We start from the raw sequence: 21980 nt of genomic DNA on the forward strand, positions 1-21980 counted from the left end.
ATATATTTAGGGAAAATTATAAAATTTTTTTATACAGTACTTCTTGTAAAAGTGCACCGCCTTCATAAAATTCTTCCATTTTAGTAAGGCTTGTAAGCTCAAAACCGAGGAATTCATAAAATTGACGTGCTTGCTTATTATCTGCAAGTACCCAGAGATAAACAACTCGATAACCTAAGTTAGCTAACTGACCTAATGCAGCTAGACAAAGTTTAGTACCTAACCCTTTACGCCAATAATTGGGATGTAAATAAATAGCACTTATCTCCCCATTTAATGGTTCCGCCATCTTATCGCGAAAAGCACAAATACTTGCAAAACCAATAATTTTATTATCAACTTCGGCAATCAAAACCTGCACACCCTGTTTAATTAAATCATGCCATTGTTGCATACGTTCTGTTATAGACAGTGCCTGCAATACAATTTCTGGAATAAATTCTTTATACATAGCTTGCCAAGAACATATATGTACGTTTGCAATAGCTTCTACGTCTTTTAAATTAGCAAATCTTGTAATAGGCATTAAGTCTATGTTCATAATAAAGTTACTATTAACTGAAGTTAATTAGTATATCACAAGGTGTTGCTTTAACTATTTAGCAATAGGCTTTAAAAATTATTATTTCTTTTTAGATTGAAATTCTAATAAAGTAATAAGTGGACTCCAATCTTCTGTCCAATGGTAATCAAACGGATCAAAATTTTTCTCGCGCTTAAGAAGTTTGTTACCTTCCACTTTAAATAGTGGAGAAGTATTATTTAACTCATTAATACGCTCATATAAAGGTAGATAGCCCATTTCTGGAAAAGTATTAGGTAACTTACCTGACAGAAATGTTTCATAAATACTATCTGCTGATAATTGCATAATCTTTATAATCATTTCACGGTGAAAAGTATTATCATCTTTGTAAAGATTACCATCACCATAAGTTATCCAATTAGTACCCTCTCTATTAACTACCCATAGTCCCTGTTGGCAATCTTCATCATGCATTAAATTAGCAATTAATAAGTTTACGATAGGAGGTAGGGGTATATTTGCAACCGCCCTTCTAGGTGTTCTCATATGGCCTGAAGATAAAGAATCACTTAAGTAGTGATTGGCAAAAGCATTTTGTGCATAGGCAAGTTGTAACACTTTATCAGCCTGCTCTAGCTTATTTTTTAAACGTAATTGATAAGCTTTAAGCGCTGTTTCTAGCGCCACTTGGTGTCCAACTTGATATGCTTTTAAAGAATCAGGAACAAAATGATCAAAATTAACTTGAGCTAGTAAAAAATATTGTCCAAAAGGAATATAATCACTAATAAAACTTCCACCACCAGTTAGACGATTTAGCTTTGTTGTTATTTCATTAGCTTTCTTGGCGTAAAAATCCCAATCGCTTTGCCCTTGCTCTCTAGCCTGCTGTAGTTCTTTAGATAACGTTACAAAAAAACTTCTTAGCTGATTAATTTCTTTTAAAACTTTATTGCCTGGCGCTAAGGCAAGCGTATTAAATTGAGCATTAAAACAATCTTTTGGAAAAGCCAAGGAACAACTTGAAATAGGATATTTAGGATTACCAAATAAATCACCAGCAAGCATAACAATTTCACCATAAGTTACTTCTACACCATTAGGTAAAATTAAGTTAGAGCCTGGATTTTGTAAACCTCTTAAAGTAACAGCGTCACCTAACTCATGATGCTCTAAGTTTGCGAAACCAAAGCCACCTTTATTAAGCATTGCCTGTAAATTAATTGGCAAAGAGTTGTCTTCAGCTTGCCCTATTGAATTAAAAAAGAAAATAAATACTATTAGAAAACGATAGATGATTTTATTCATCATTTTTTCCTCTAGCTAAATTATGAAAATTATTTTAGTTAAATTTATTCTAGGATTTAACAACAATTATCGAATGTCTTATATTTCGGCTTTATAGCCTTTAACTTTAATTTAGCCATTTAAGAAACCGAATTATATATCTAGTCATTTATCAACTGCATAAATAATCACTTTACTAAATAAGCTAGAAAATTCGCTATTATCTAAGTGGACTTATATCTTAATAAGTTTAGTTAAGACATAATTAAGTTACTTTTTAGCTTAGTTTATTAGGCTTTTATGTTAAAATTTTACCTTACGTTTGCCATGTTTTTTTGTAATTTAGTTTGGGCTGAAAATATTAATTACGGCTCTACAACCATTTCTGTAAACTGTTTAGCAAACTTTGATCTAAATCCACCTAATGTAAAAAAAGCAATTAAAATTGCGCTAGATTTAGCTAATCAACATCTAGGATATCAATATGGTTCAGCTGATCCCTCAACAGGTGGAATGGATTGCTCAGGAACTATTTATTATCTTTTAACCAAGCTTGGTATAAAATCTGTTCCCCGCTCTTCTGAAGGATTATATCAGTGGGTACTGAAGTATGGCTCTTTCCATCCAACAACTACTAACAATATTAATACTACTGAATTTTCAAATCTTAAACCAGGCGATTTACTATTTTGGAGTGGCACTTATGCAGTGCAAGACAACGTTTCTGCTACGCATGTTATGTTATATCTAGGTAAAGATAAACAAGGCGAACCATTAATGGTTGGCGCAAGTGACGGTAGAACTTATAAAGGAAAACAAATCTATGGTGTCAGTGTATTTGACTTTAAACTACCGCCAGTTAATACAAAAAGTAAATTCCTAGGTTATAGTTGTATACCACAATTTACCTGTAGTAATTAAACATAACTTATTGATAATTTTATAATATAATTTGTATTTAAAATTATTTTAATCTCCACATTAGTTATTTACTATTTTGTCAAATTGTCCATTTTTTAAAAAAATGGTATCATACCAAACATTTTGTACATATTATAAAATTAACGATCTGGCTCATTTAAATCAAATTGTGAAATTATTAATATTTAAAAATTAGAATAGTAATATGAATAATCAAGTTATTTTAATTACTGGCGCTGCCTCAGGAATTGGTAAAGCTACTGCAATTGAATTTGCATCGCAAAATATTACCGTAGTAATAGCAGATATATCAGAAAAAGGCGAAGAAACAAGAGATTTAATCATTCGTTCTGGCGGTACTGCTATGTATTTTAAAGCCGATGTTAGCAGTTATCTAGATCATAAAAGCATAATGAACCAAATTATTCATACTTATGGCAGGCTAGACTATGTTTTTAATAATGCAGGCATCGAACAAAAGCCAATGAGGCTTATTGATGTAGAAGAGGAAAACTGGGACCGGATTATTAACATTAATCTTAAAAGTGTATGGCTTGGTATGAAGGCCCAAATTCCTTATATGAGAAAACAAGGCCGTGGTGTTATTATCAATACAGCTTCGGTAGCGGCATTAAAAGCAGTTGAAGACATAGGAATTTATAACGCCTCTAAAGCTGGCGTTGTTATGCTTAGTAAAACAGCTGCTAGAGAATATGCGCGTGATAATATCAGAGTCAATGCTATTTGCCCTGGCCTAGTAATGACTGAAATGGCAGTTAGAATGTCTAAAGAACATCCTAAGTATTTCCAAGAAAAAATGCTTGATGTTATTCCCATGAGTCGGGGTGGACAGCCTCAAGAGATTGCAAAAATGGTATTATGGCTATGTCGCGAAGCTACTTTCATCACCGGGCAATGTATCACGGCTGATGGCGGTTGGCTGGCTTAGTTTAGTTGAGCTATTTTAATAGCCCAACTATTAGCCTAGTAGAGGTTTACTACCAATCTTTTATTTAAAAGGCCGGAAAATATAAAGTTCCCCCATTATTAACTAATCCTTGACAATCAAAGGTAGCAGGCCAAGTAAGATTTTTTCCGCTAAGCGTTACGGGACATGTGCGAACTGTATTTTTAGTACCTGTAATTTTCATAGAAGTAGTGCCTTGCGAAAAATAGACTGTTTTATTTGGTGCATCCCATCGGATTGTCTGATTATTGATAGTAACTGACATTCCTTGCGGTATACCTAAAAAGAAGGCCACGGTATTACTATCACTAGTGTAGGTAATACTTTTATTAGTATTATCAAATTTTAACTTAGCGCATAACGAGCCGCTAGTCCCAGCAACTTGAGATTGCGCATTAACACTTAAAATGCATGAAGAACCAGGTGAGCTTACTGATGAAATGATTGAACCATTTCTAATGGTAACTACTTGCTTATTAGCTACTAACTTACCATCAACTTGCAAACTAACCTGAGATGGAATAATCATTGTCATTGATACCGTATTATTTGGTGGCGTAGAATTGGGGCAAAAGACCACTTCAAACTGGGTTTGCGCACCACATTGGGTTAATCCTTTAGCATCATCATAAGCATACGTATAAGCATCACACTGCTGTTGGGTGTGAACTGAAATGGAATAAGCACTATTAGGTGCTACACCGGCTCGACAAGCTTCTGAAGAGACTGGTGGAGTTGGACAGCAATACATTTGTGCTTGTGGTGATTGTGGATTTAAACCACCTAATATACTGCTCCAGCCACCCGACATATTACCATTTTCACTACCTTGAGACATGGTCATTTTAGAGCAAGGGCTAAAGCAGCCCAGTGGCTTTTTGGTAGTATTATCTAGCCATTGTAAATTAACGCGGGTAACATCAACCCCATTGATAATATTATATCTTCCATTGGTTGATAGATTCTCATCGCCAGGGCATAAATCTAGAGATAACTTACCACAATTTACACCTGGATTAGAAACTGTTCGGCCAGTTGCAGAATCCTTACAGGTTGCTTGATCTTTTTTAACGATAATAGTATAGGGTAATGTATAACCATCAACTGCCGACCCATCCCACCAAGTTTCTGGCCCGAGATGACTAGACGGAGCACTAGGATTAACGGCACATAAAGCAGGGTTTTGATTAAAAATAGATTGTAAACATCCCCACGTTGCTTCAAATTTACTGTTTATGTCTGGAGCAAATGGCCCATGCTGAATTCCTCTAGCTATTGCGTCAGGCACCGCAGTCGACTCACCTAATTTACAATCATAACCATAGGCATTACAATCTCGCTTAGGCCAAAACCTTGTGGCAGCAAGTCCAATATCAGGTATAGAATATTCATAGGCTTGCCCTTGCGGAATTTGTACCACAACAGGATCTTTAGTAGTATGTACATGATCTTGCTGTATCCATAAAGGGCTAGTACATTGATTGGTGATTCTTAAGCGGCCAACTTGTTCTGAAGAGGGGGGAACAATACCTGAATACACATTGGTGCCAACATACATTATCCCTAATAACAATATTCTTTTTATTGTCATTTTCAACTCCATTTCTCTTATTTATGTGTCATTAACATATAGCACTTTTTTAAAAATTTTAAATGCTTATAAGCTATTAGTGATAAGCAACGCTTTATTTTTAGCTTTAACTTATTTTATGGAAGTCTGACTTAATTTGATTGCATGGGAAGCTTAATATTTAACAATAGAACTTTAAGATTTAAATTTATAAGATATTACAGAGTTTAAAACTTTCATTTATTTGCGGTTGTTCAGTTTGTTTATCTTGGTTTTGACAATCATTAACTTCGCTAGTTTTTATACTTAAATTTAATAATGACAAAGGAACTTTTTGTAAAAAGTTATTCATAGCTTGGCGCAATATTGGATCTTGCTTATTCATGTAAGCATAATTGTGTAAGATAGGCTTTATAATTTTATGAACAGGAGGCCTAGCAATTAATAGCCCATTTTTTGCTTCAAAAATATAACCATTATCACTAAGCCATAATAATTCACTTACTGTCCCTCCGCCCCAATAACTAGCAAGTTTATTTTTATAAAAATGTAGCGGAGTTAGTAATTGAAACTTTCTTTTAGCAATCATAGCGCCTGCCCAATAAGCTTGATTTTTTTTATAGCTCCATTTACCACTGTCTATAGATAAACGATAAGCTGCCTCAGGATAGAAAATATTTTTTGCTCCCGGAAGCTTAAAATAAGTTATTTCGTTGTTAATAGTTGGCTTTGCTAAACTGTGTTGTATATCACCTAATGGCCCTTTAAAAGAACCCATATAGACAGGCTCATTTGGCCATTTTTGCGCAGTTTTGAAATCATAAAACTGATTAAACTTAGTTTCTCTCTTACGTTGCATTTAATAAAAATAAGATAATTAATTTTGTTAAGCATACCAACAAAAAATTAATATTTTATTAAGGCAATAAAATCTATTAACTAAATGATAGAAAGTATTTAATAAAAAACTTATGATTACTAACCTACATGCTTTATTAAAATAAAGTATGTAAATATAATTGCCACCTTTATATTTTGTAATCGGGATTTTATCCTAAACTTTGTAAAATTTAAGGTATCAATAATGTATTTTTCTTTAAAATTACCTAAAGAGTCAGTTGCGTTAGCAAAAGCTCTTACAATTATTCCCAATTCTACATCTAAGTTAGATTTAGATGGTAATCAATTTAGCTATAGAATAATCACTGAAATAAAAACAATTTTAAAAGCTATCCCTCCTTCAGTTAGGCATTTAAGCATGAATTTAAACGGGCTTGGCTATAAAAAAATTTCGGACTTAATAGAAATCTCTAAAACGCTTCCTCATACAATAACTTACTTGGAATTACAGTATAATAGTTTAAGTAGCCCTGAAGTAATAGCTATACTAACCTCTATTGCTAGTAACATTACTCACCTTGATTTACGAGGTAATCCTTATAGCTATTCGGAGTTAAAAAAGATTCTTAACGCACTTCCACCTACTATTAATTATTTAAGGCTAGATAACTCTCCAGCGCTTAAAATGGTTTTAAAAGAAGAAAGCCATAAACTTAATCCCTGCTTAGCTGCTAACTTAAACTATATGTTATATTCAACGACTGAAGTACCTTCTTTGCTTAGCCAAGCTACTTTCTTTGCTTATAGTAGAAAAATTATTAATCAAGAAAATGAAAAACAATTACCAGTAGATATCACTGAAATTCCTCATAATTTCAAATAAAAATTATTAGATAACTTTTAGTCCTGCGGCACTGCTTGATGCTTAGAATAGAACTCTGACAGCACAATCGCAATTAGGATCAACATAGCTCCTAAAAAAAATTGAATTGTCAGCCGTTCTTTTAAATAAATAGCGGCTGTTATTGTAGCAAATACTGGCTCTAGGGAAAAAATTATTGCCGCTTTAGTTGAACTAATATATTTTTGATATTTTAATTGTAAGCTAAAAGCAAAAATTGAGGCAAAAATACCACAAAATAAAATTGCAGCCCATACGTTAAGATAATAAGGAAAAACAAATTTATTGGAAAAGAAACTAGCAATACCAGCAATAATACAGACAAAGGTAGATTGCAAAAAAGTTAAGGTTAAGGGCTCATGAATAGCTGACGCTTTTCCAGCTACAATAATATAATTAGCAAAGCAAAAAGCGCAAAGTAAAACCCAAACATCACCTTGATTAACCACTAATCCATTAGCAAGCGTAATAATACTAATGCCAGCAATAGCAAGTAAAGTAGATATTATTAAAGTTAGTGAAGGGTAGCATTTATTTAATAGTGTTTCCATAAAAGCAACTATTACTACAGATAAGCCTGTAATAAAGCTTGCTGTAGAAGCTGTAGTATAACAAAGACCAATAGTTTGAAACACGACCGTTCCTGCTAAAAAAAGACCTAATGCTATACCGTAATAAACTGTTTGTTTATTTAATTTAATTTTTTTAAAAAACAAAACAAATAATAAGACTGTAGCAATACCAAAACGCCAAAATAAAAAATTAAAAGGCGTAAGTGTGGTAACAGCATCTTTTATAAATGAAAAAGTCATTCCCCATAATATAGTAGTTAATAATATTGCACTTGCGCCTATAAGGGATTTATTACTTTCCATGATAATACACCTGAAATAGCTTATTAAAATTTAAACACCTAACTCTAAACGAGTAAGTTAACAAGTTTCTTTAGCATCACCTTCTAGAGCATGCCAATCAAAGAAAACATATTTTGTGTTTTATAAATAATTTCAATTAGAATCTTTTAATACTGTTGGTCCATGTGGAGGACTTGCATTAGTTAAAATGCCTGCTCTTGCTTTAAACGTTACCTTAGAAAAAGAAATATCCCCTTTTTTAGCTTCCATAATGTAATCACCTGGAGGTACATTAGCAAAAGCTACGCCACCATCAAGCGAAGTATAATTTAATCGCCTGCTGAAAGGATTTGTTTTATGCGTAACTGGAAGAATCCCAAAATAAAATGGTTTTGTTTTTGTAGCTGGTGATAAAGTAACTGTAACGCCTGCAATCCCTTGTGGAAGATCGTCTAAAGTCATATTAGGAGGGGTAATAGTGGCAGCAATTTGGCCAGCAGTTGGATCTTCTTTAATACCCATTGCAAGCGCAAAGAATTTATAAGCTATATTAGAAGGAACTTGAAAAGAAATATTTTTTAAAAAATCATCATTATTTATACCTTCTGGTGGGACAATTAAAGTAGCTGTTTGGGTTGTTTTAAAACCTGACCAAAAAGAGCCTGGTTTTTCACAAACTAATGTAATAGGCTGCCCCACCGGCCACTCAAAGGGCCCAAATTTTCCTGTTAAATCTGTCTTAAATTTTAACTCAGCATTTTCAAGAACTGTAATAGTAGCATCGGTAAGCGGTTTATTAGATATAAAGGAGCGAGCAAAGCCAGATATTAACACTGTATTCTTGTCTTTCATCTTTAAATCCCTTTAAGCGTGTAAACTTTTATAATAGGTCGCTAAGTTTTTTTCTGCAAACAATATAAATTACTTTTATTTCTTCCTAAATCATATTTTTTTAATACACTACTGTCAAAGTATAGTTAATCAATATATTGCTACATCTGATAAGCTAAACCCATTAGGATTTTTAAATTGAAAAACTTTTGTAATGACAAAAAATTTTAACCTTATAGAGGATGGTATTCTTCTTTTACATGTATCTAAAAAGTTAAAAATTAACTCTTTAAGCCTTACCTTGATAAAGATTAATCATTTTGATGCTTGTAATCCATAATGCTACAAGCAAATCTTGTTTTCCAACTTACAAACTGTATAATTAGCAGCCTATCATTATGGCTTATAATCTGGTAAAGCCATTTGTATTTATTTTGAGATGTTTAAAGTGCAATCTAATTTACCTAAAAATGTTGATCTTTTTGATGCTATTAAGAGTCTAAGTCCCGAGATAACTTTACTTGATTTAAGTCTGCAGAATCTTGGTAACAAGTCTATTAATGAACTAATATCGTTACTTTCTATTATTCCAGACCATGTTACTACCTTAGATGTAAGTTGGAATTTTTTTTACAATTTTAGTGGTAAAGCGCTTGCTAGAGTAATTGGAGCTACTGCTTGTGGCGTTTCTACGCTTATTTTTGGTTGGAATAATTTTGCTACAAAAACAGGTAATCAATTAAGAGAAATATTTACAGCTATTCCAAGTCATATTCATTCTTTAACTATAAAAGGCTCAATAAGTGTAAGCGACGATGATCTTGTTGCAGCCCTTCCTAGTCTGCCTCCTCATATTACATCTCTTAGTTTAGAAGCCAATTGTTTACATGAGATTATAGATACTATTTTATTAAAACTTAAAGGTGGTTTACCTTCTATTAAAACTTTGCAACTTAGTTATAATGAAGTAAAAGCAATGTCTTTACAACGAATACAACTGCTAAAGGCAGTTTTTCCAAATATTGAACATATTATTTTTTTAGATAATATGGGTAAACAAGTAGACGTTGATGATTCAATACTTAGTCAACGCTATACTTGGGAATTTAATGCCAAGCAAAATGTACCTTCCTTGCTTAGTTGGGCTGCTTTTTATGCGATAAAAGATAAAAATATAAACAATAAAATTCATATAAAAAATGATGAACAGAAGGTTGTTCCCGAAGAAGTTTTAGAAGTAGTTAACACTATTCCAAAAAATTTCTTTAATTAATAGAAGTAAAAGGAATACAAAGCCAGATAATAACTAGTGAAGCCAAGTAACTTATAGCCCAAAAAATTGAGCGTAAAGTTGACCAATTAAATAAATATAAAATATGGTATAGACTTCTCGAAAATAAGTAAGCTAATGCCAATATCTGTATAATATAGCCAGTATGGCTAGTAGCAATAGCCACTAAGATTGCTGTTGAAAAAACAATAAGCGACTCAAAACTATTTTGATGTGCTGCTAAGGCACGTGCACCCCATCCGTTTAAGCAAGCTTGCTGAACTCTAGGGTATTGGTTATCATATCCTCCAGCCTGATCTTTCATCGCGATAGCTACGGGGATTTTGGCAAGGTAAGGAAGTAGACAAGCAATAAAAAGGCAAATAATTAAAACAACCATAAATACTCCCAAACTAAATTTATTCTCTATTAAGTATTACTAACCTTAGCGACAAAAAAGTAATTTCTTTAATTAGATACAAGGCTCATTGAATTTAATTATACTATTTAAAGAAAAATGTATATATTTTATTTATTATTTTATAAATCGCCTTGTTTTTTTAAATACTCTTCAAGTGCTAATCTAACAATATCTTTAATTGGTCTTTTTTCTTTATAAGAGTTAAATTTTAATTTATCCTTTAAGTCATAAGGTATATCAACGCTTAAAGTGACAATTTCATTATTTGCTTCTGGGTTTGTTCTGCTGGACATATAATCCTCTTAATTAAGATTAAATAATTAATGATGCATGTTAAACATAGCTCTCTAATAACTTACTTAATTTATCTTTTAAGGTTTTTAAATCTTCACCTTTAATTTTTTTAGCAGTCAAAGTTAGCGTATCTTTCTTTATTTCAAAAAATATATTTTTAGACAATGCTACGCGCGTAGCACTATCTTCTAATCTACTATTTCCAGCAATTATTTTATTAACCAATGCGGTAATTCTTTTCTCGCCAATTCCTTCAGCAATTTTATCTGCAATTGAAATAACCGCTCTCATTTCTCTATCGCCTTTTTGGCAAATAGATTTAATTGTAACTGCAGTTCTAGCTGAAACCTTTCTCATATCTTTTACTGCTTTCCAAACTTGTTCAGGAACTTCAGCAAAAGATAAAAAACTATCGAACATACTTCGTTTAATACCTAATTTCTCGTAAAGTGTTTTTTTAGTTACGCGTTCTTTTAATAAAAGATTATAATAAAACATTCCTTTAGAATAATCAGAGACGTTTACCTTTTCATTTTCAGATACCAAACAGGTAATAGCTTGTTCAAAGCTTAATTTTCGGATAATTGAATCTACTAAAATATCTTTCAACTGACATGCAAGCCATCTGCGATAACCAGCAATAACGACATATTTTGCATTAGCGTTATCAGCCGATTTAAATATATCATCAGCTTCAACGACAATAATAGGCTGAGCTTGGCCTTTAGACAGAATACTTAGAGATAAAGCCTCAATATCCCCTAATTCAAAGCCTTGTCTGTCTCTAAACTCCCAATTGCCTATATCCTTAGGATTAATTTTTATTACTTTCTCAATGGGATCAATTTTTTTTGAAAGCGAGTCCAGATCAGCACGTGTCTGCTCCATTTTGCTAACGATATTACTTAGAAAATCTGTGCTCATTCACTAACCTCACATAATTTTTCTTTTTGTTTAAGTCCCGTCCATGTCACTACCTCTTTAGCTAACATAAGAAATTGTTCATGGCTGTCACTTCCTTTTGCAAACTGTCCTATCCATTGATTACTTCGCGGACATTGAGCAATAACATTTCTATCGGTAATAATCACTTTGAAACTTATATCTTGCTTGTAGATATTTTCTTGTATTTCTTTACCTTCTTTAGTACCTTTTTTTACCCTACTCATTAAGATTTTAAAAGGCTTTTTTGCTAACATTGGTACAGAGATAGCATCTTTAGCATTTTCTTGATCCAAGTAATTAGCTGAAGTGGGAATAATAACAAAATCAGAGGCCATAATTGCTTTAAAAGCATTTTGTTCATAATTAGGCGGTGTATCAAAAATCAGGAAATCATAGCACTCTTTTGCTTCTTCAATATCATTTATAGGGTTATCTTTATTAATAGTTTTTACCCAATTAATAAATTGCCCATTACCCTTCCATTTTACTGCATCAGGTTTTCCTATATCCCAATCAAAAAGGAAAGCTGAAAATCCCAGCTCATTTAAAGCTCCTGCCAAATTTACTGATGTAGTAGTTTTTGCAGCTCCGCCTTTTCCCTGTGAAACAGCAATAACTAGTGCTACCATAAAACCCCCATATATTTCATTTTTAATATGCTACGCGCGTAGCATTTGTCAAAGTTACCCTATTTAGCAACTTTGTTTTCTTAACCCCTTGTTAAAGAATAATGATAAATATTATTACCCTTTCTCTTATGCTACGCGCGTAGCATTTATTTCTTAACAAAGCGTATACAGGATTCATCATTCATTTTTATCTCAGATACATTCCAAGGTAAATCATGAAAAGACTTAATTTCATTTTTGAATTTAGCTATTGACCAATTATTTGCACATAAGCACTGGAGCTCCTCAACTGAAATAACCCAGGTTCCTTCGAGTGAAACTTTAAGTGCAACTAACTCAAGCAAACGTTTTTTAAGACCAGATGTTTCTTCCAAAACACGTTCATTAATAGTAATTAGAGAATTAGAGTTTCTTAAGGATGAAACTAATCTTTCATCTAAAGAGATAGAAATCTTGTCAATACCTCTAGAAGTTTCTACATATTCATATTTAACTAGAGTAAAACCGGTGACATGTTTCCCTTCATCTTTAAATATATTGCCCTTATAAGTTGTACTAGCCAACCTATCCAAGGCTTCTTTTAACCAATTAATATTTTTTCCGGCTTTAGGATTCCTACCTAAAAATTTTAAACATTCATAGGCTGAAAAAGTTACTGCGGAAGGGTGATGCCCAGTTCGATTAGCAATAGTATCAATTTTAGAAAATACAAATCTTAAAATATCAAAATCCCAGATTTTCACCATTCCATATTCATTATTTGCAGTTACCTCTAACGAAAACTTATGATCTTTAGATGTGTATTTAATTGTTTTAAAGCGTAACGCTTTAGAAGTTGAGCAAAAGGGGAAAAGCATTAAATTTCTTTCATTTTTTAAAGCATCTATGCCAATAGGCTCATTTGCTAAACGTTCACCACGGTCTACATCAATAATTGACTGATCCATTAAAATAAACCTTATTCCTTAAATTTAAACTAATTATAAAGAAAACCTTGGAAACTTGGAAGCTTGGAATGGCGAACCATCATTTTTATTTTAAGTTGAAATCAATAAGCAATTTTATTTAATACAGGGATTTTTACCGACAATAAGTTAAAAAAAACCTATAAATTATCATTAAGTAAAAAAATTTTAGTATTTTAAAGCTTAAGTTAAAAATATTAATACGTTTTTACTGATTTAATGGCGAACTATCAGGAATATTATGGCGAACCATCGGGAATAATTTGGCGAACTATCAGGAATGCTATGGCGAACTATTAGGAATAATATGGCGAACTATCAGGAATTTTACTGTGCTGAAGCGTATAAAAGGAGCCAATCATTTATTATTTAACGATATTTTATGAAAAATAGATGGCGAACTATCAGGAATAATTTGGCGAACTATTAGGAATATTATGGCGAACCATCAGGAATATTATGGCGAACCATTAAGAATATTATGGCGAACCATCAGGAAATATGTTTATTTTCAAATAGTTAATAAATTTGACGATTATTAGTAAAAAAACAAAAATATTAATAATTAATGTAAAAGCTTAAATGAATAAAAGGAAAGCTATGTCAGATTAACTAAAATAGGGTAGTTATGAAGAGCTGCAACTCCTCATAACTACAAGAAACCATCATTTGGAATGAAGCTAAAACTCTAATCATATAGAATTATTTATATGAAAATTGAGCATCCAATAAAAATTTTAGCTTTGTTCCCAAAAAAATACAACAAAGATAAGGAAATTATCTATGGGGAACATTTGTTCAATTTTTTATGAGCATTTTGATAAGCTTATTGACTTAACCAATAGTCATAAAAAAGCTGTTTTTCTTGATAAATGCTTATATTGGTGGCAAATCTCAAATTACACCTTAGGCGACAATATAATTTGGTTTACGCGTAGCATCCCAGATATGGCTCAAGAACTTTCATTATCAGAACGTACAATTAGTCGATATATTCATGACTTAGTTGAACAAGGGCTTTTAGTAAGAACCTGTAAACTAAGTGCTTCTAATAAAAATAATCAGTTTAAAGTTACAAAAAGACTTTATATAAGAGTAACTGAAAAATTACTTCAGCATTTACAGAAAAATCTTAAAAGTAAATCTCCTATACAAAAGAGCGAAACTAATAATTGTTCTTTTTTTCAGCAAAATGGCAAGATCGAAAAAGCCAGTATGGCAGAATCTTTAAATAAAGATCAAAATTATAATTATTTAGTTAACAATACAGTTAGTCGAAATAGTATTGTTGATAACAAAGCCGAGAAACCCCAATCCCATACTACTTATCCACGTTTTGCTATCGAAAATTTAATTGGAGAACGTGTGGATGAACGAACAAAAAATTATATTAAGGGGATGATGACTAATCTACAAAAAAATTGTAATGTTCGATTCTCTTCACCAGAACAAACCTTTGCTGAAATTGTATTTTGTATTACGAATCAAGCACAGTTAAAACATATCGAAAGCTTGACTCATAAAATTCAAATTATTGCTAAATTATTGCGCGAGAATCGCTGGCTAACACCAAAAGGTTTTTATAACCATACTGATTATGGTTGTTATTTTAAAAGCCAAAATAAATGTCCAAAATTAAGCGCAAGCGAATTTCAAGCGCCTGCAACAAAGCAATCATATCATCAAATAACTTATGCAATTACACAAAAAAAATCCCAATTAAATGAAGCAAAATGCTTACTGCTTAGTGAGAAACGCTGTCTTCAAGACACACTTGCTAAGCAAAATAGTATTAATCAATCTTTTCTAATTGAGTCAATTCAGAAAAGGTGTCAATCGATAGAAGCAGATATAAGCTTATTACACACGGAAATAAAATTGCTGGAACAAAGGCTAACTTTGACATCTGCAGTAAAAGATGAAAGTAAACACTTGCAGAAAACCAAGCAATTAAATCGATTGGTTGAACAAGCAGAAGTGATTAGAAATCGAATTAATCAACAATTTGAAGTAATTTGTAAGGTAACTAATTCATTGCCTAAAGAGCACCCAGATATTGATAGAGAACATAGGCTCTATCAGCAATTAAATACACAACTACAAGTCGTAGAAAACCAGATAATAGATTTAGAATATGAGCTCTATGAGCATAAGGCTGCTTAAAATAAAGTAGCCTTGTTAGTAAAGCTCATTTAAGGTTAAATAAAGGTATTATTACAGTATGAGTACTTTAGAGCCCTAATTATTAGTATGTTTAGCACATTACCAAGAATTATATATTTAAATTGTTCAGTAAAATTATTTTATAAATATAAGAAAAAAGTAAACTATGAAGTTAGCATAAAATATTACTTTATTAATGCAGTTTTTTTAAGAATATTTTAAAAAATATATCATGTTATATAACTTAGCACGCTAGATAACTTTAGCATCTTAAAAATTTATATTTGCTTATAAGGTTTTAGTTTGTCTCTGGAGGCGCAGGAAAGGTGAGGACCGGTGCTGGATTTTTTAATGCGTCTGTCAGGCTAATGAATTTATAACCTTTTTGTTGATACATTTCTAAAATATCACCTAATACATAACTATTAAGTAAATTCGCATGAATTAATAAAATTTGCTTATAACCTAGATGCCCTGCATTTTGTTCAGCCTTTAGAGTTTGCTGCCAAATATAGGCTAAATATTTAGGCTTAAGTTTTTGAATATAATTTTCTCTTGAACGAAAGGGCACTTTATAAATAGTTTCATTATAAGCGAAATCTCTACTATCAATAGTTACCGGTGCCACAATATAATTGTGTTCATGTAAGTAATTAAGAACCTTTGCTTTTGTTTTCCGATTACCTTCTGCTAAATATGGATAACGAAAATATTTGGGATTAGATAAAATGGGAGCTAAAATTTTATCAGCCTTATCAATATCAGCAATATACTTTTCAGCACTCATTGTATTTAAATTATAATGTGAATAAGTGTGATTACCTAAACTGAAACCAGCATTAATAAACTGTTGGAGAAAAGCCCATTGTCCTTTCTCTATTGCACCTGCAATAACAAACCCTGTTACTGGGACTTTATATTTTATAAAATTTTGGACAATACTAGTAAATCGTTCTTCTGAACGCTCCCGTTCAGCAGGGGTGCCCATTTTTGACGCTACAAGAGGTAAGTCGTCAATAGTAATTGCAATTTCTCGTTCTGGCGCTGCTGCGCCACAACATAAAGTGGAAAATAAAAATAAATAAACGAAGAAAAATTTAAACATTATGTAGTCCATTACTAGATAGGAAATTTAAAATAATTTATATTTAATAAAATTAAAATCTAAATTCTATGAGCTAAAAATCTAATTAGCTTTTAATATTTAAGTTGTTAGCCTTGTTAACTACATATTAAATGATAGAACATTATTTAATAATAGATATAACTTTTACAAATTAAAAATGGAAAATTTATTTAAAAAAATGGGAAAATTAAGCAAGTCTAAAGGTTTTAACCCACACTGGTCTGCTTGGATTGCTCTTTTTATTATCACAATTTTATATGAAGCATTACCAAAGGTATTTTATTGGGGACATAGTAGATTAATGATTTGCTTGGTAATATTATTAGCTATTCCTATGCTTATATCCCATCGGCGTAAAAATATTTTTATTGTTCAAATACTTTCTATAAGTATAAATTGTGTCTTATTACCTTTTATATCATCATGTCAATAAGCCGAATAGTGTTTGCTGCTTTTGAAGGGCAAATAGGACCTAAGCACCTTTTATTATCAGCTTTTATTCTTTGGATTGCTAATATTTTTTTATTTGCCTTGTGGTACTGGTCGTTAGACGCTGGTGGGCCGCATAAAAGAGATTTACATCAATTTAATGAAATTATAGCTTTTTTATTTCCTCAAAAACAAATTGCTATCTCCGCAACTGAAATCCCCAATGCTATTAAAAATTGGCAACCTAACTTTATAGATTATTTATTTCTTGCTTTTAATACTAGTACGGCTTTCTCTCCAACAGATACGCCAGTTCTTAGCACTTGGGCAAAAAGTATGACTATGATTCAAGCGCTTATATCCCTTACAATTGTTATTATACTTGCAGCACGAGCAATTAATATTTTTCAAACATCTAATTATTTAATTTCATAATTAAATTATATTTATTAACTGATAATGGATGATAGAGAGAGTAGGGTGGGAAAACTATTCTTGATGTAAACCTAATGATTATAGGTTTATAGTGTTATTTACTTATAGATATGGGTGAGCTTTGTTCCAAATTAAATTACACGTTAGAGATTATGAGTGCGATATGCAGGGTATTGTTAATAATGCTATTTATCAACATTATTTTGAACATGCAAGGCATATATTTTTAAAGAAACACGGTAGTAACTTTTTTGAAATGGTGAGGAAAGAGATTTTTTTTTAGTAATCTATAGAGCAGAAATTGATTATTTGCAGCCCTTAACTTATGACCATGAATTTACAGTAAGCGTAGATTTCGAGCAGATCTCAAAAGTTAGGGGTGTATTTAAACAAAATATATTTATCGATAATGTTATTTATACAAAAGGTCAGTTTTTTGTTACTGCAGTAGATAAAAATAAAAAACCAATGAATTTTGATTTGATACAACTAAATTTTAATAAGGTAGTTTAGTTTATTTAAATTAAAATTAAGAATATTATAATCAACATAAATTATTATGCATCTTTCAACATTTGCTAAGTTTACTTTTATTGCTCTTTATTTGCTTGCAATAGCTTACACACACTTACGGGGTAAAGTACGTTTAAAAATCTTTCGTCAGCTATTTGATCATTCTAGTTTACTAGCACCAGTAAATGCTATTATGTATTTGTTTTCTGCAGTACCTAATAAACCATTTTTAGAATTATCACAATTTCCAGAGCTGGAAATATTAAAAAATAATTGGTTAATAATTCGTGAAGAAGCCCAATATTTATATCAAGAAGGATATATTTCTGCTTCGGATAAGAATGATGATATCGGTTTTAATTCTTTTTTTCGTAGGGGCTGGAAGCGATTTTATTTAAAGTGGTATCAAGATCCTATGGCTTCAGCTATCCATTTATGCCCTAACACATTAGCCTTAATTCAGCAAATTCCATCTATTAATGCCGCTATGTTTGCATTACTTCCGAAAAAAAGTTTTTTATTTGAACACCGTGACCCTTATGCTGGTTCTTTACGTTATCATTTAGGTTTAATAACACCTAATAGTCAAAATTGCTATATTCAAGTAGATGACAAAACTTACTTTTGGAAAGATGGCGAAGATATATTATTCGATGAAACTTATATTCACCATGCTAAAAATAATACCAACGAAGATAGAATAATCCTATTTTGTGATGTTAAAAGGCCTCTTAAATATCAGTTAGCAAATAAATTTAATTCATTTTTTAGCTCTACAATTATGAAAGCAGCAGCCAGTAAAAATTTACCACATGAATCTGTAGGAGTCATTAACAAACTATTTAAATATATCTATCAAATTCGCCTGCTTAGTAAAAAATTAAAAAGTTATAATAGAATGTTCTATTATCTAATAAAATTTTCTCTTTTTTTTCTTTTAGGTTATTGGGTTTTTATTCACTAAATTCTACTGACAAACTGAGCTATAAAGGAGCATTTTTAAAGTTATACACATTTTCTGGGGATAACTCTGTGAACTAACTATTAAAAAAATATTTTACTAGTTCTAATACATTTTCTTTAGTTAATTTTAGTTATTCTTAAGCCAAAAATTTCAAGTAAATAGAGTAACCTGATTTTCTTTTATTAATAAACTAACTTCATTTTTTATAATTTTAAAACTAAATAAAGGTAATTAACTAAATTAATTAATGCTTCAATATTTATGAACAGGATTTTGTTTATTGCAAATAAAGTCATCTTTTCTAAATAAAGTTTACAGTAAAGTTAGATAGTTAAACTAAAGCTAAATTAGCAACAATTCGTTTAAGCCTATCAGGGTTATCATCAACATAAATAGCTGTAGTAACAATAGACGCATGGCCTGCCAATTTAGATACCGCTTTAATATCTACTCCTTGCTCAATAAGTTTGGTAATAAATGTGCGCCGTCCAGAATGTGAGCTTGCGCCAATAATACCCGCTCTATCATAAATCGCTTTAAACCATTTTTGTAAGGTATTGGCTGTAAAGCGACTTCGCCTTTGAGTTTGAAATAAGGGTTTATAGCAAGCTATGTTATTTGTTTTTAGTTGATTTAGATGTGCTTGTAGCGCTTCACGTAATTTTTTATTACTTAAATAAGCATAACGTTGCTTTTCACCTTTTGTCATTGATCGTTTAAGGCAAATTTCATCCAATAGCCGATAATGATTATCAGCTACATCAGCAATAGTAAGTGAAGCAATTTCTTTAGCTCGCAACCCTAAGCCAAAAGAGCAGTAAATTAGTGCAACATTACGACAGGCAAGTGAGCTATCTCTAGCTATTGCTAGCAACCGTTTAAATTCAGTATCGGTTAAAACTTTAGCTTTCCCTTCTTTAGGCATAATTTATTTAAAAATTCCGAAAATAATTTTATTTTAACTAAATAAGGAACTCTTAGCAAAAAAAATAATTTGTCAAAATTGTAACAAGGTTAATAACCTTCGCCAGTACTGGAGAGTTCCTCTTTTGTATAATTTAGGATGTGTTTTATATTATTTAATATAATTAAAAAATTTGTTACCGCATGCATGTTTATAAAATAAAAAAATATTTAGTTAAAATTAAATCCTGGGGTTTATTCTAAGGAAAAACTAAAACTTGCTTTAAAGTTAAATAAGCTAGGTAAGTAAATTTAATTATGTACGAGTTTGTAGCATCGCCTAATTCGACGATGCTACAGAAATAACTACATGGTAAATGGTTGTTTAGTAGCATGATGATGAGTTGAATAGTACTCATAGAGTTTATTAATTTCATTAGCAATCTCGACACTTTTAGAGCCTGCTATATTATTTTTCATTAACTTTTCTGTAACATATAAGACGTTAGCATCAAGAATTTTATTTATTTTTGCAATATCTTCAGATGAGAAAGCTTCGATTTGGACAACTAGATTCTTTATAGCCTTTGTAAAGATACTACTAATACTTTCTTGTGAAAAGATAGTTCTACCTCTATATCGATTATTATCTTTAATTATTGGGTGATTACTCATACTTATACTTCTTTCTTTTGCCACAGCATGCTTAGGATTTATTAGTAGAACAGCTTGGTAAAGCTCGGAGGCTAATAAAGGAGTATTTTTAAGTGGTAATTTTTTTTCATAATAAAAATCGCCAATAAGAGAAAGAACATTAGCTAGAAACTCAGGATTTGAAGCTTTTTCTACAATTTTGGTAAATGTTTTTACAACAGCTCTAGAATGAGCCTCTTCTTCAAAGGTAACCTTTTTTGCAATGTCATCTTTGTTAGTAAAAAATGTTGCCGTATTACCAAGTATGCTTGGTATAGTAAGTAGATCTTTTGGATAAAAAGCTTGGATTTCAGTAACGAGTAGCATGCTTTCAGTGTCAGTATGATCATTTATGGGTAGCATACTTTCAGGCTCGGTATGACTAGTACTCATTTCCTCAACATCTGAATCCTCAGAGATAACATATTTAGATTTTTTGGGAGATTTTTTGGTAATTACATTATCTTCATGATCGTCGCTATCTGAGGGTTCATCAGCTTTATTGAGTCTACTACGTTTTTTAATAGAATCAATTTCCAAATGAGTATCGGCAGGTACTTTAGTGATTAAATCTTCTATTTCTTCTATGATAGGATGGTCTTTATCTACGTCAGAATTAGAGAGTAAATCTGCAAATTTTTGGATAAGTTGGTTTGTAGTATGGTCATTGTCTGCGGTCGCTACTAAAAATTGATAACTTAAAATTTCTAGTGTCTGCATGGGGGTAAGTGGTAAATCGAGTAATTTATTGTTACTAATGTAGTGGCGAATATCATTGAGAAAATACTTATCTAAGTTAGCTTTATACCCTTTTTCTAATAAATGTAGATAACCTAGATGTAAATTGATATCTATAGAACCATTTGCTCGCTTTGAGTAGTCTATTGCTTTAGCAAGCCACTCTAAAGCGGCTAAAATATCCCGCTCATTAGCTGTTTCATCTAGCCTGTCATTGAATTCATCACTAATTGTTTCAGAAAGTTCAGCAAGTACTGTATAACATTGCTCCATTTTAGCTTTTATAATAGTTTTATTGTTGTTGGGATGCATTTCTGCGTAAACAGTTTCTAATTCAAAAACTAAACCTGGGACTTCTTTCCACAAATTATTTATAGGTTCATAATTAAAGGTTTCTTGATCATTGATAGTAACTCTAATAGCCTCATAAGTTGTAAGGATTATTTCACAAGCCACATAAGTAAATGCGTAAAGAAAATTATTACGTCTTTTAAAATTTCGCTGTGATGCTAATTGATTTAAAGTTTCCAGGGCATGTTTATAATGAGTTAGGGCTTGAGTATACTCACCTAGGTTATAAGCTTCATCGCCGGCAATTTGATCAGGAGTATTGAAATAATAGTGCATATATTTTACTTTTTATTAAAAGAACAAAAATTTTAGCATATGATTTATATATGACAATACTGTCTTTAACTTTATCATCTCTCATTTTGGATAATTAGATTACAAGATTTTTAGGATTAAAATCAGACAGTATAAGCGCTTCATATTGAATACTGTTGAATTGTAAAG

Annotated in this window: 21 protein-coding genes; 7 read left to right on the forward strand and 14 right to left on the reverse strand. The window is 31.4% G+C overall.

What is annotated here, in order from left to right:
• Positions 1–16: 16 nt before the first annotated feature.
• Positions 17–541, reverse strand: a complete 525-nt coding sequence (locus tag ACNVED_RS15575; RefSeq protein WP_419421288.1) for an N-acetyltransferase family protein — start codon at positions 539–541, stop codon at positions 17–19.
• 81 nt (positions 542–622) lie between these two features.
• Positions 623–1834, reverse strand: coding sequence for a phospholipase (locus ACNVED_RS15580; RefSeq protein ID WP_419421289.1), 1212 nt, complete (start codon positions 1832–1834; stop codon positions 623–625).
• Between the two features lie 279 nt (positions 1835–2113).
• Here ACNVED_RS15580 and ACNVED_RS15585 point away from each other — a divergent pair, with 279 nt between their 5' ends.
• Both ACNVED_RS15585 and ACNVED_RS15590 read left to right on the forward strand, forming a co-directional pair.
• Positions 2114–2734 (forward strand): C40 family peptidase, encoded by a 621-nt coding sequence (locus ACNVED_RS15585; protein ID WP_419421290.1) that lies wholly within the window; start codon positions 2114–2116, stop codon positions 2732–2734.
• A 205-nt stretch (positions 2735–2939) separates the two neighbouring features.
• The gene (locus ACNVED_RS15590; protein WP_419421291.1) at positions 2940–3683 is read left to right on the forward strand and encodes an SDR family NAD(P)-dependent oxidoreductase; all 744 of its coding nucleotides are present in this window, start codon (positions 2940–2942) and stop codon (positions 3681–3683) included.
• Between the two features lie 64 nt (positions 3684–3747).
• Here the strand turns inward: ACNVED_RS15590 and ACNVED_RS15595 are convergent, their stop codons facing one another.
• Both ACNVED_RS15595 and ACNVED_RS15600 read right to left on the reverse strand, forming a co-directional pair.
• The gene (locus ACNVED_RS15595; RefSeq protein WP_419421292.1) at positions 3748–5292 is read right to left on the reverse strand and encodes a hypothetical protein; all 1545 of its coding nucleotides are present in this window, start codon (positions 5290–5292) and stop codon (positions 3748–3750) included.
• Positions 5293–5479: 187 nt separating this feature from the next.
• Positions 5480–6130 carry a hypothetical protein gene (locus ACNVED_RS15600; protein WP_419421293.1) on the reverse strand — a complete coding sequence of 217 codons (651 nt, stop codon included), beginning with the start codon at positions 6128–6130 and terminating at the stop codon, positions 5480–5482.
• Between the two features lie 225 nt (positions 6131–6355).
• Between ACNVED_RS15600 and ACNVED_RS15605 the strand changes: the two genes are divergently transcribed.
• Positions 6356–6994 carry a hypothetical protein gene (locus ACNVED_RS15605; protein ID WP_419421294.1) on the forward strand — a complete coding sequence of 213 codons (639 nt, stop codon included), beginning with the start codon at positions 6356–6358 and terminating at the stop codon, positions 6992–6994.
• 17 nt (positions 6995–7011) lie between these two features.
• Here ACNVED_RS15605 and ACNVED_RS15610 read toward each other — a convergent pair whose 3' ends face one another.
• Complete coding sequence (locus ACNVED_RS15610; RefSeq protein ID WP_419421295.1) at positions 7012–7887, reverse strand: DMT family transporter; 876 nt, start codon at positions 7885–7887, stop codon at positions 7012–7014.
• Between the two features lie 132 nt (positions 7888–8019).
• Entirely contained in the window at positions 8020–8718 is a 699-nt protein-coding gene (locus ACNVED_RS15615; protein ID WP_419421296.1) for a carboxypeptidase regulatory-like domain-containing protein, read from the reverse strand.
• A gap of 427 nt (positions 8719–9145) precedes the next feature.
• Between ACNVED_RS15615 and ACNVED_RS15620 the strand changes: the two genes are divergently transcribed.
• Entirely contained in the window at positions 9146–9970 is an 825-nt protein-coding gene (locus tag ACNVED_RS15620) for a hypothetical protein (protein WP_419421297.1), read from the forward strand.
• Here the strand turns inward: ACNVED_RS15620 and ACNVED_RS15625 are convergent.
• From ACNVED_RS15625 to ACNVED_RS15645, 5 genes are all read right to left on the reverse strand, one after another.
• Positions 9963–10367 carry an MAPEG family protein gene (locus tag ACNVED_RS15625; protein ID WP_419421298.1) on the reverse strand — a complete coding sequence of 135 codons (405 nt, stop codon included), beginning with the start codon at positions 10365–10367 and terminating at the stop codon, positions 9963–9965. The two genes, ACNVED_RS15620 and ACNVED_RS15625, sit on opposite strands and share 8 nt — an antisense overlap.
• Before the next feature lie 140 nt (positions 10368–10507).
• A complete protein-coding gene (locus ACNVED_RS15630) occupies positions 10508–10681 on the reverse strand; it encodes a hypothetical protein (RefSeq protein ID WP_419421299.1) in 174 nt (57 codons plus the stop codon).
• A 40-nt stretch (positions 10682–10721) separates the two neighbouring features.
• Positions 10722–11606, reverse strand: a complete 885-nt coding sequence (locus tag ACNVED_RS15635; protein WP_419421300.1) for a ParB/RepB/Spo0J family partition protein — start codon at positions 11604–11606, stop codon at positions 10722–10724.
• A complete protein-coding gene (locus tag ACNVED_RS15640; protein ID WP_419421301.1) occupies positions 11603–12256 on the reverse strand; it encodes a ParA family protein in 654 nt (217 codons plus the stop codon). The genes ACNVED_RS15635 and ACNVED_RS15640 overlap by 4 nt, the downstream gene beginning before the upstream one ends.
• Before the next feature lie 146 nt (positions 12257–12402).
• Positions 12403–13203 carry a replication initiator protein A gene (locus ACNVED_RS15645; RefSeq protein ID WP_419421302.1) on the reverse strand — a complete coding sequence of 267 codons (801 nt, stop codon included), beginning with the start codon at positions 13201–13203 and terminating at the stop codon, positions 12403–12405.
• 801 nt (positions 13204–14004) lie between these two features.
• Here ACNVED_RS15645 and ACNVED_RS15650 point away from each other — a divergent pair.
• The gene (locus tag ACNVED_RS15650; RefSeq protein WP_419421303.1) at positions 14005–15384 is read left to right on the forward strand and encodes a hypothetical protein; all 1380 of its coding nucleotides are present in this window, start codon (positions 14005–14007) and stop codon (positions 15382–15384) included.
• Between the two features lie 298 nt (positions 15385–15682).
• On the opposite strand, the gene ACNVED_RS15655 is transcribed toward ACNVED_RS15650, so the two are convergent.
• Positions 15683–16489, reverse strand: a complete 807-nt coding sequence (locus ACNVED_RS15655) for a polysaccharide deacetylase family protein (protein ID WP_419421304.1) — start codon at positions 16487–16489, stop codon at positions 15683–15685.
• Positions 16490–16933: 444 nt separating this feature from the next.
• Between ACNVED_RS15655 and ACNVED_RS15660 the strand changes: the two genes are divergently transcribed.
• Both ACNVED_RS15660 and ACNVED_RS15665 read left to right on the forward strand, forming a co-directional pair.
• Entirely contained in the window at positions 16934–17374 is a 441-nt protein-coding gene (locus ACNVED_RS15660) for a hypothetical protein (RefSeq protein ID WP_419421305.1), read from the forward strand.
• Positions 17375–17933: 559 nt separating this feature from the next.
• A complete protein-coding gene (locus tag ACNVED_RS15665) occupies positions 17934–18851 on the forward strand; it encodes an aspartyl/asparaginyl beta-hydroxylase domain-containing protein (protein ID WP_419421306.1) in 918 nt (305 codons plus the stop codon).
• A 331-nt stretch (positions 18852–19182) separates the two neighbouring features.
• Here ACNVED_RS15665 and ACNVED_RS15670 read toward each other — a convergent pair whose 3' ends face one another.
• The gene (locus tag ACNVED_RS15670; protein ID WP_419421307.1) at positions 19183–19776 is read right to left on the reverse strand and encodes a tyrosine-type recombinase/integrase; all 594 of its coding nucleotides are present in this window, start codon (positions 19774–19776) and stop codon (positions 19183–19185) included.
• A 344-nt stretch (positions 19777–20120) separates the two neighbouring features.
• Positions 20121–21812 carry a hypothetical protein gene (locus tag ACNVED_RS15675; protein ID WP_419421308.1) on the reverse strand — a complete coding sequence of 564 codons (1692 nt, stop codon included), beginning with the start codon at positions 21810–21812 and terminating at the stop codon, positions 20121–20123.
• Between the last annotated feature and the right edge of the window lie 168 nt (positions 21813–21980).

The sequence above is a fragment of the Legionella sp. D16C41 genome (genome assembly GCF_048541585.1).
Lineage (GTDB): Bacteria > Pseudomonadota > Gammaproteobacteria > Legionellales > Legionellaceae > Legionella_C.

What these genes read in the sequence shown, in the direction of transcription:
- ACNVED_RS15610 (WP_419421295.1), bottom strand. Translation starts at nt 7,887, where the DNA reads ATGGAAAGTAATAAATCCCTTATAGGCGCAAGTGCAATATTATTAACT.
- ACNVED_RS15595 (WP_419421292.1), bottom strand. Translation starts at nt 5,292, where the DNA reads ATGACAATAAAAAGAATATTGTTATTAGGGATAATGTATGTTGGCACC.
- ACNVED_RS15575 (WP_419421288.1), bottom strand. Translation starts at nt 541, where the DNA reads ATGAACATAGACTTAATGCCTATTACAAGATTTGCTAATTTAAAAGAC.
- ACNVED_RS15645 (WP_419421302.1), bottom strand. Translation starts at nt 13,203, where the DNA reads ATGGATCAGTCAATTATTGATGTAGACCGTGGTGAACGTTTAGCAAAT.
- ACNVED_RS15650 (WP_419421303.1), top strand. Translation starts at nt 14,005, where the DNA reads ATGGGGAACATTTGTTCAATTTTTTATGAGCATTTTGATAAGCTTATT.
- ACNVED_RS15670 (WP_419421307.1), bottom strand. Translation starts at nt 19,776, where the DNA reads ATGCCTAAAGAAGGGAAAGCTAAAGTTTTAACCGATACTGAATTTAAA.
- ACNVED_RS15630 (WP_419421299.1), bottom strand. Translation starts at nt 10,681, where the DNA reads ATGTCCAGCAGAACAAACCCAGAAGCAAATAATGAAATTGTCACTTTA.
- ACNVED_RS15585 (WP_419421290.1), top strand. Translation starts at nt 2,114, where the DNA reads ATGTTAAAATTTTACCTTACGTTTGCCATGTTTTTTTGTAATTTAGTT.
- ACNVED_RS15655 (WP_419421304.1), bottom strand. Translation starts at nt 16,489, where the DNA reads ATGTTTAAATTTTTCTTCGTTTATTTATTTTTATTTTCCACTTTATGT.
- ACNVED_RS15665 (WP_419421306.1), top strand. Translation starts at nt 17,934, where the DNA reads ATGCATCTTTCAACATTTGCTAAGTTTACTTTTATTGCTCTTTATTTG.
- ACNVED_RS15615 (WP_419421296.1), bottom strand. Translation starts at nt 8,718, where the DNA reads ATGAAAGACAAGAATACAGTGTTAATATCTGGCTTTGCTCGCTCCTTT.
- ACNVED_RS15590 (WP_419421291.1), top strand. Translation starts at nt 2,940, where the DNA reads ATGAATAATCAAGTTATTTTAATTACTGGCGCTGCCTCAGGAATTGGT.
- ACNVED_RS15675 (WP_419421308.1), bottom strand. Translation starts at nt 21,812, where the DNA reads ATGCACTATTATTTCAATACTCCTGATCAAATTGCCGGCGATGAAGCT.
- ACNVED_RS15600 (WP_419421293.1), bottom strand. Translation starts at nt 6,130, where the DNA reads ATGCAACGTAAGAGAGAAACTAAGTTTAATCAGTTTTATGATTTCAAA.
- ACNVED_RS15625 (WP_419421298.1), bottom strand. Translation starts at nt 10,367, where the DNA reads ATGGTTGTTTTAATTATTTGCCTTTTTATTGCTTGTCTACTTCCTTAC.
- ACNVED_RS15640 (WP_419421301.1), bottom strand. Translation starts at nt 12,256, where the DNA reads ATGGTAGCACTAGTTATTGCTGTTTCACAGGGAAAAGGCGGAGCTGCA.
- ACNVED_RS15580 (WP_419421289.1), bottom strand. Translation starts at nt 1,834, where the DNA reads ATGAATAAAATCATCTATCGTTTTCTAATAGTATTTATTTTCTTTTTT.
- ACNVED_RS15635 (WP_419421300.1), bottom strand. Translation starts at nt 11,606, where the DNA reads ATGAGCACAGATTTTCTAAGTAATATCGTTAGCAAAATGGAGCAGACA.
- ACNVED_RS15660 (WP_419421305.1), top strand. Translation starts at nt 16,934, where the DNA reads ATGTCAATAAGCCGAATAGTGTTTGCTGCTTTTGAAGGGCAAATAGGA.
- ACNVED_RS15605 (WP_419421294.1), top strand. Translation starts at nt 6,356, where the DNA reads ATGTATTTTTCTTTAAAATTACCTAAAGAGTCAGTTGCGTTAGCAAAA.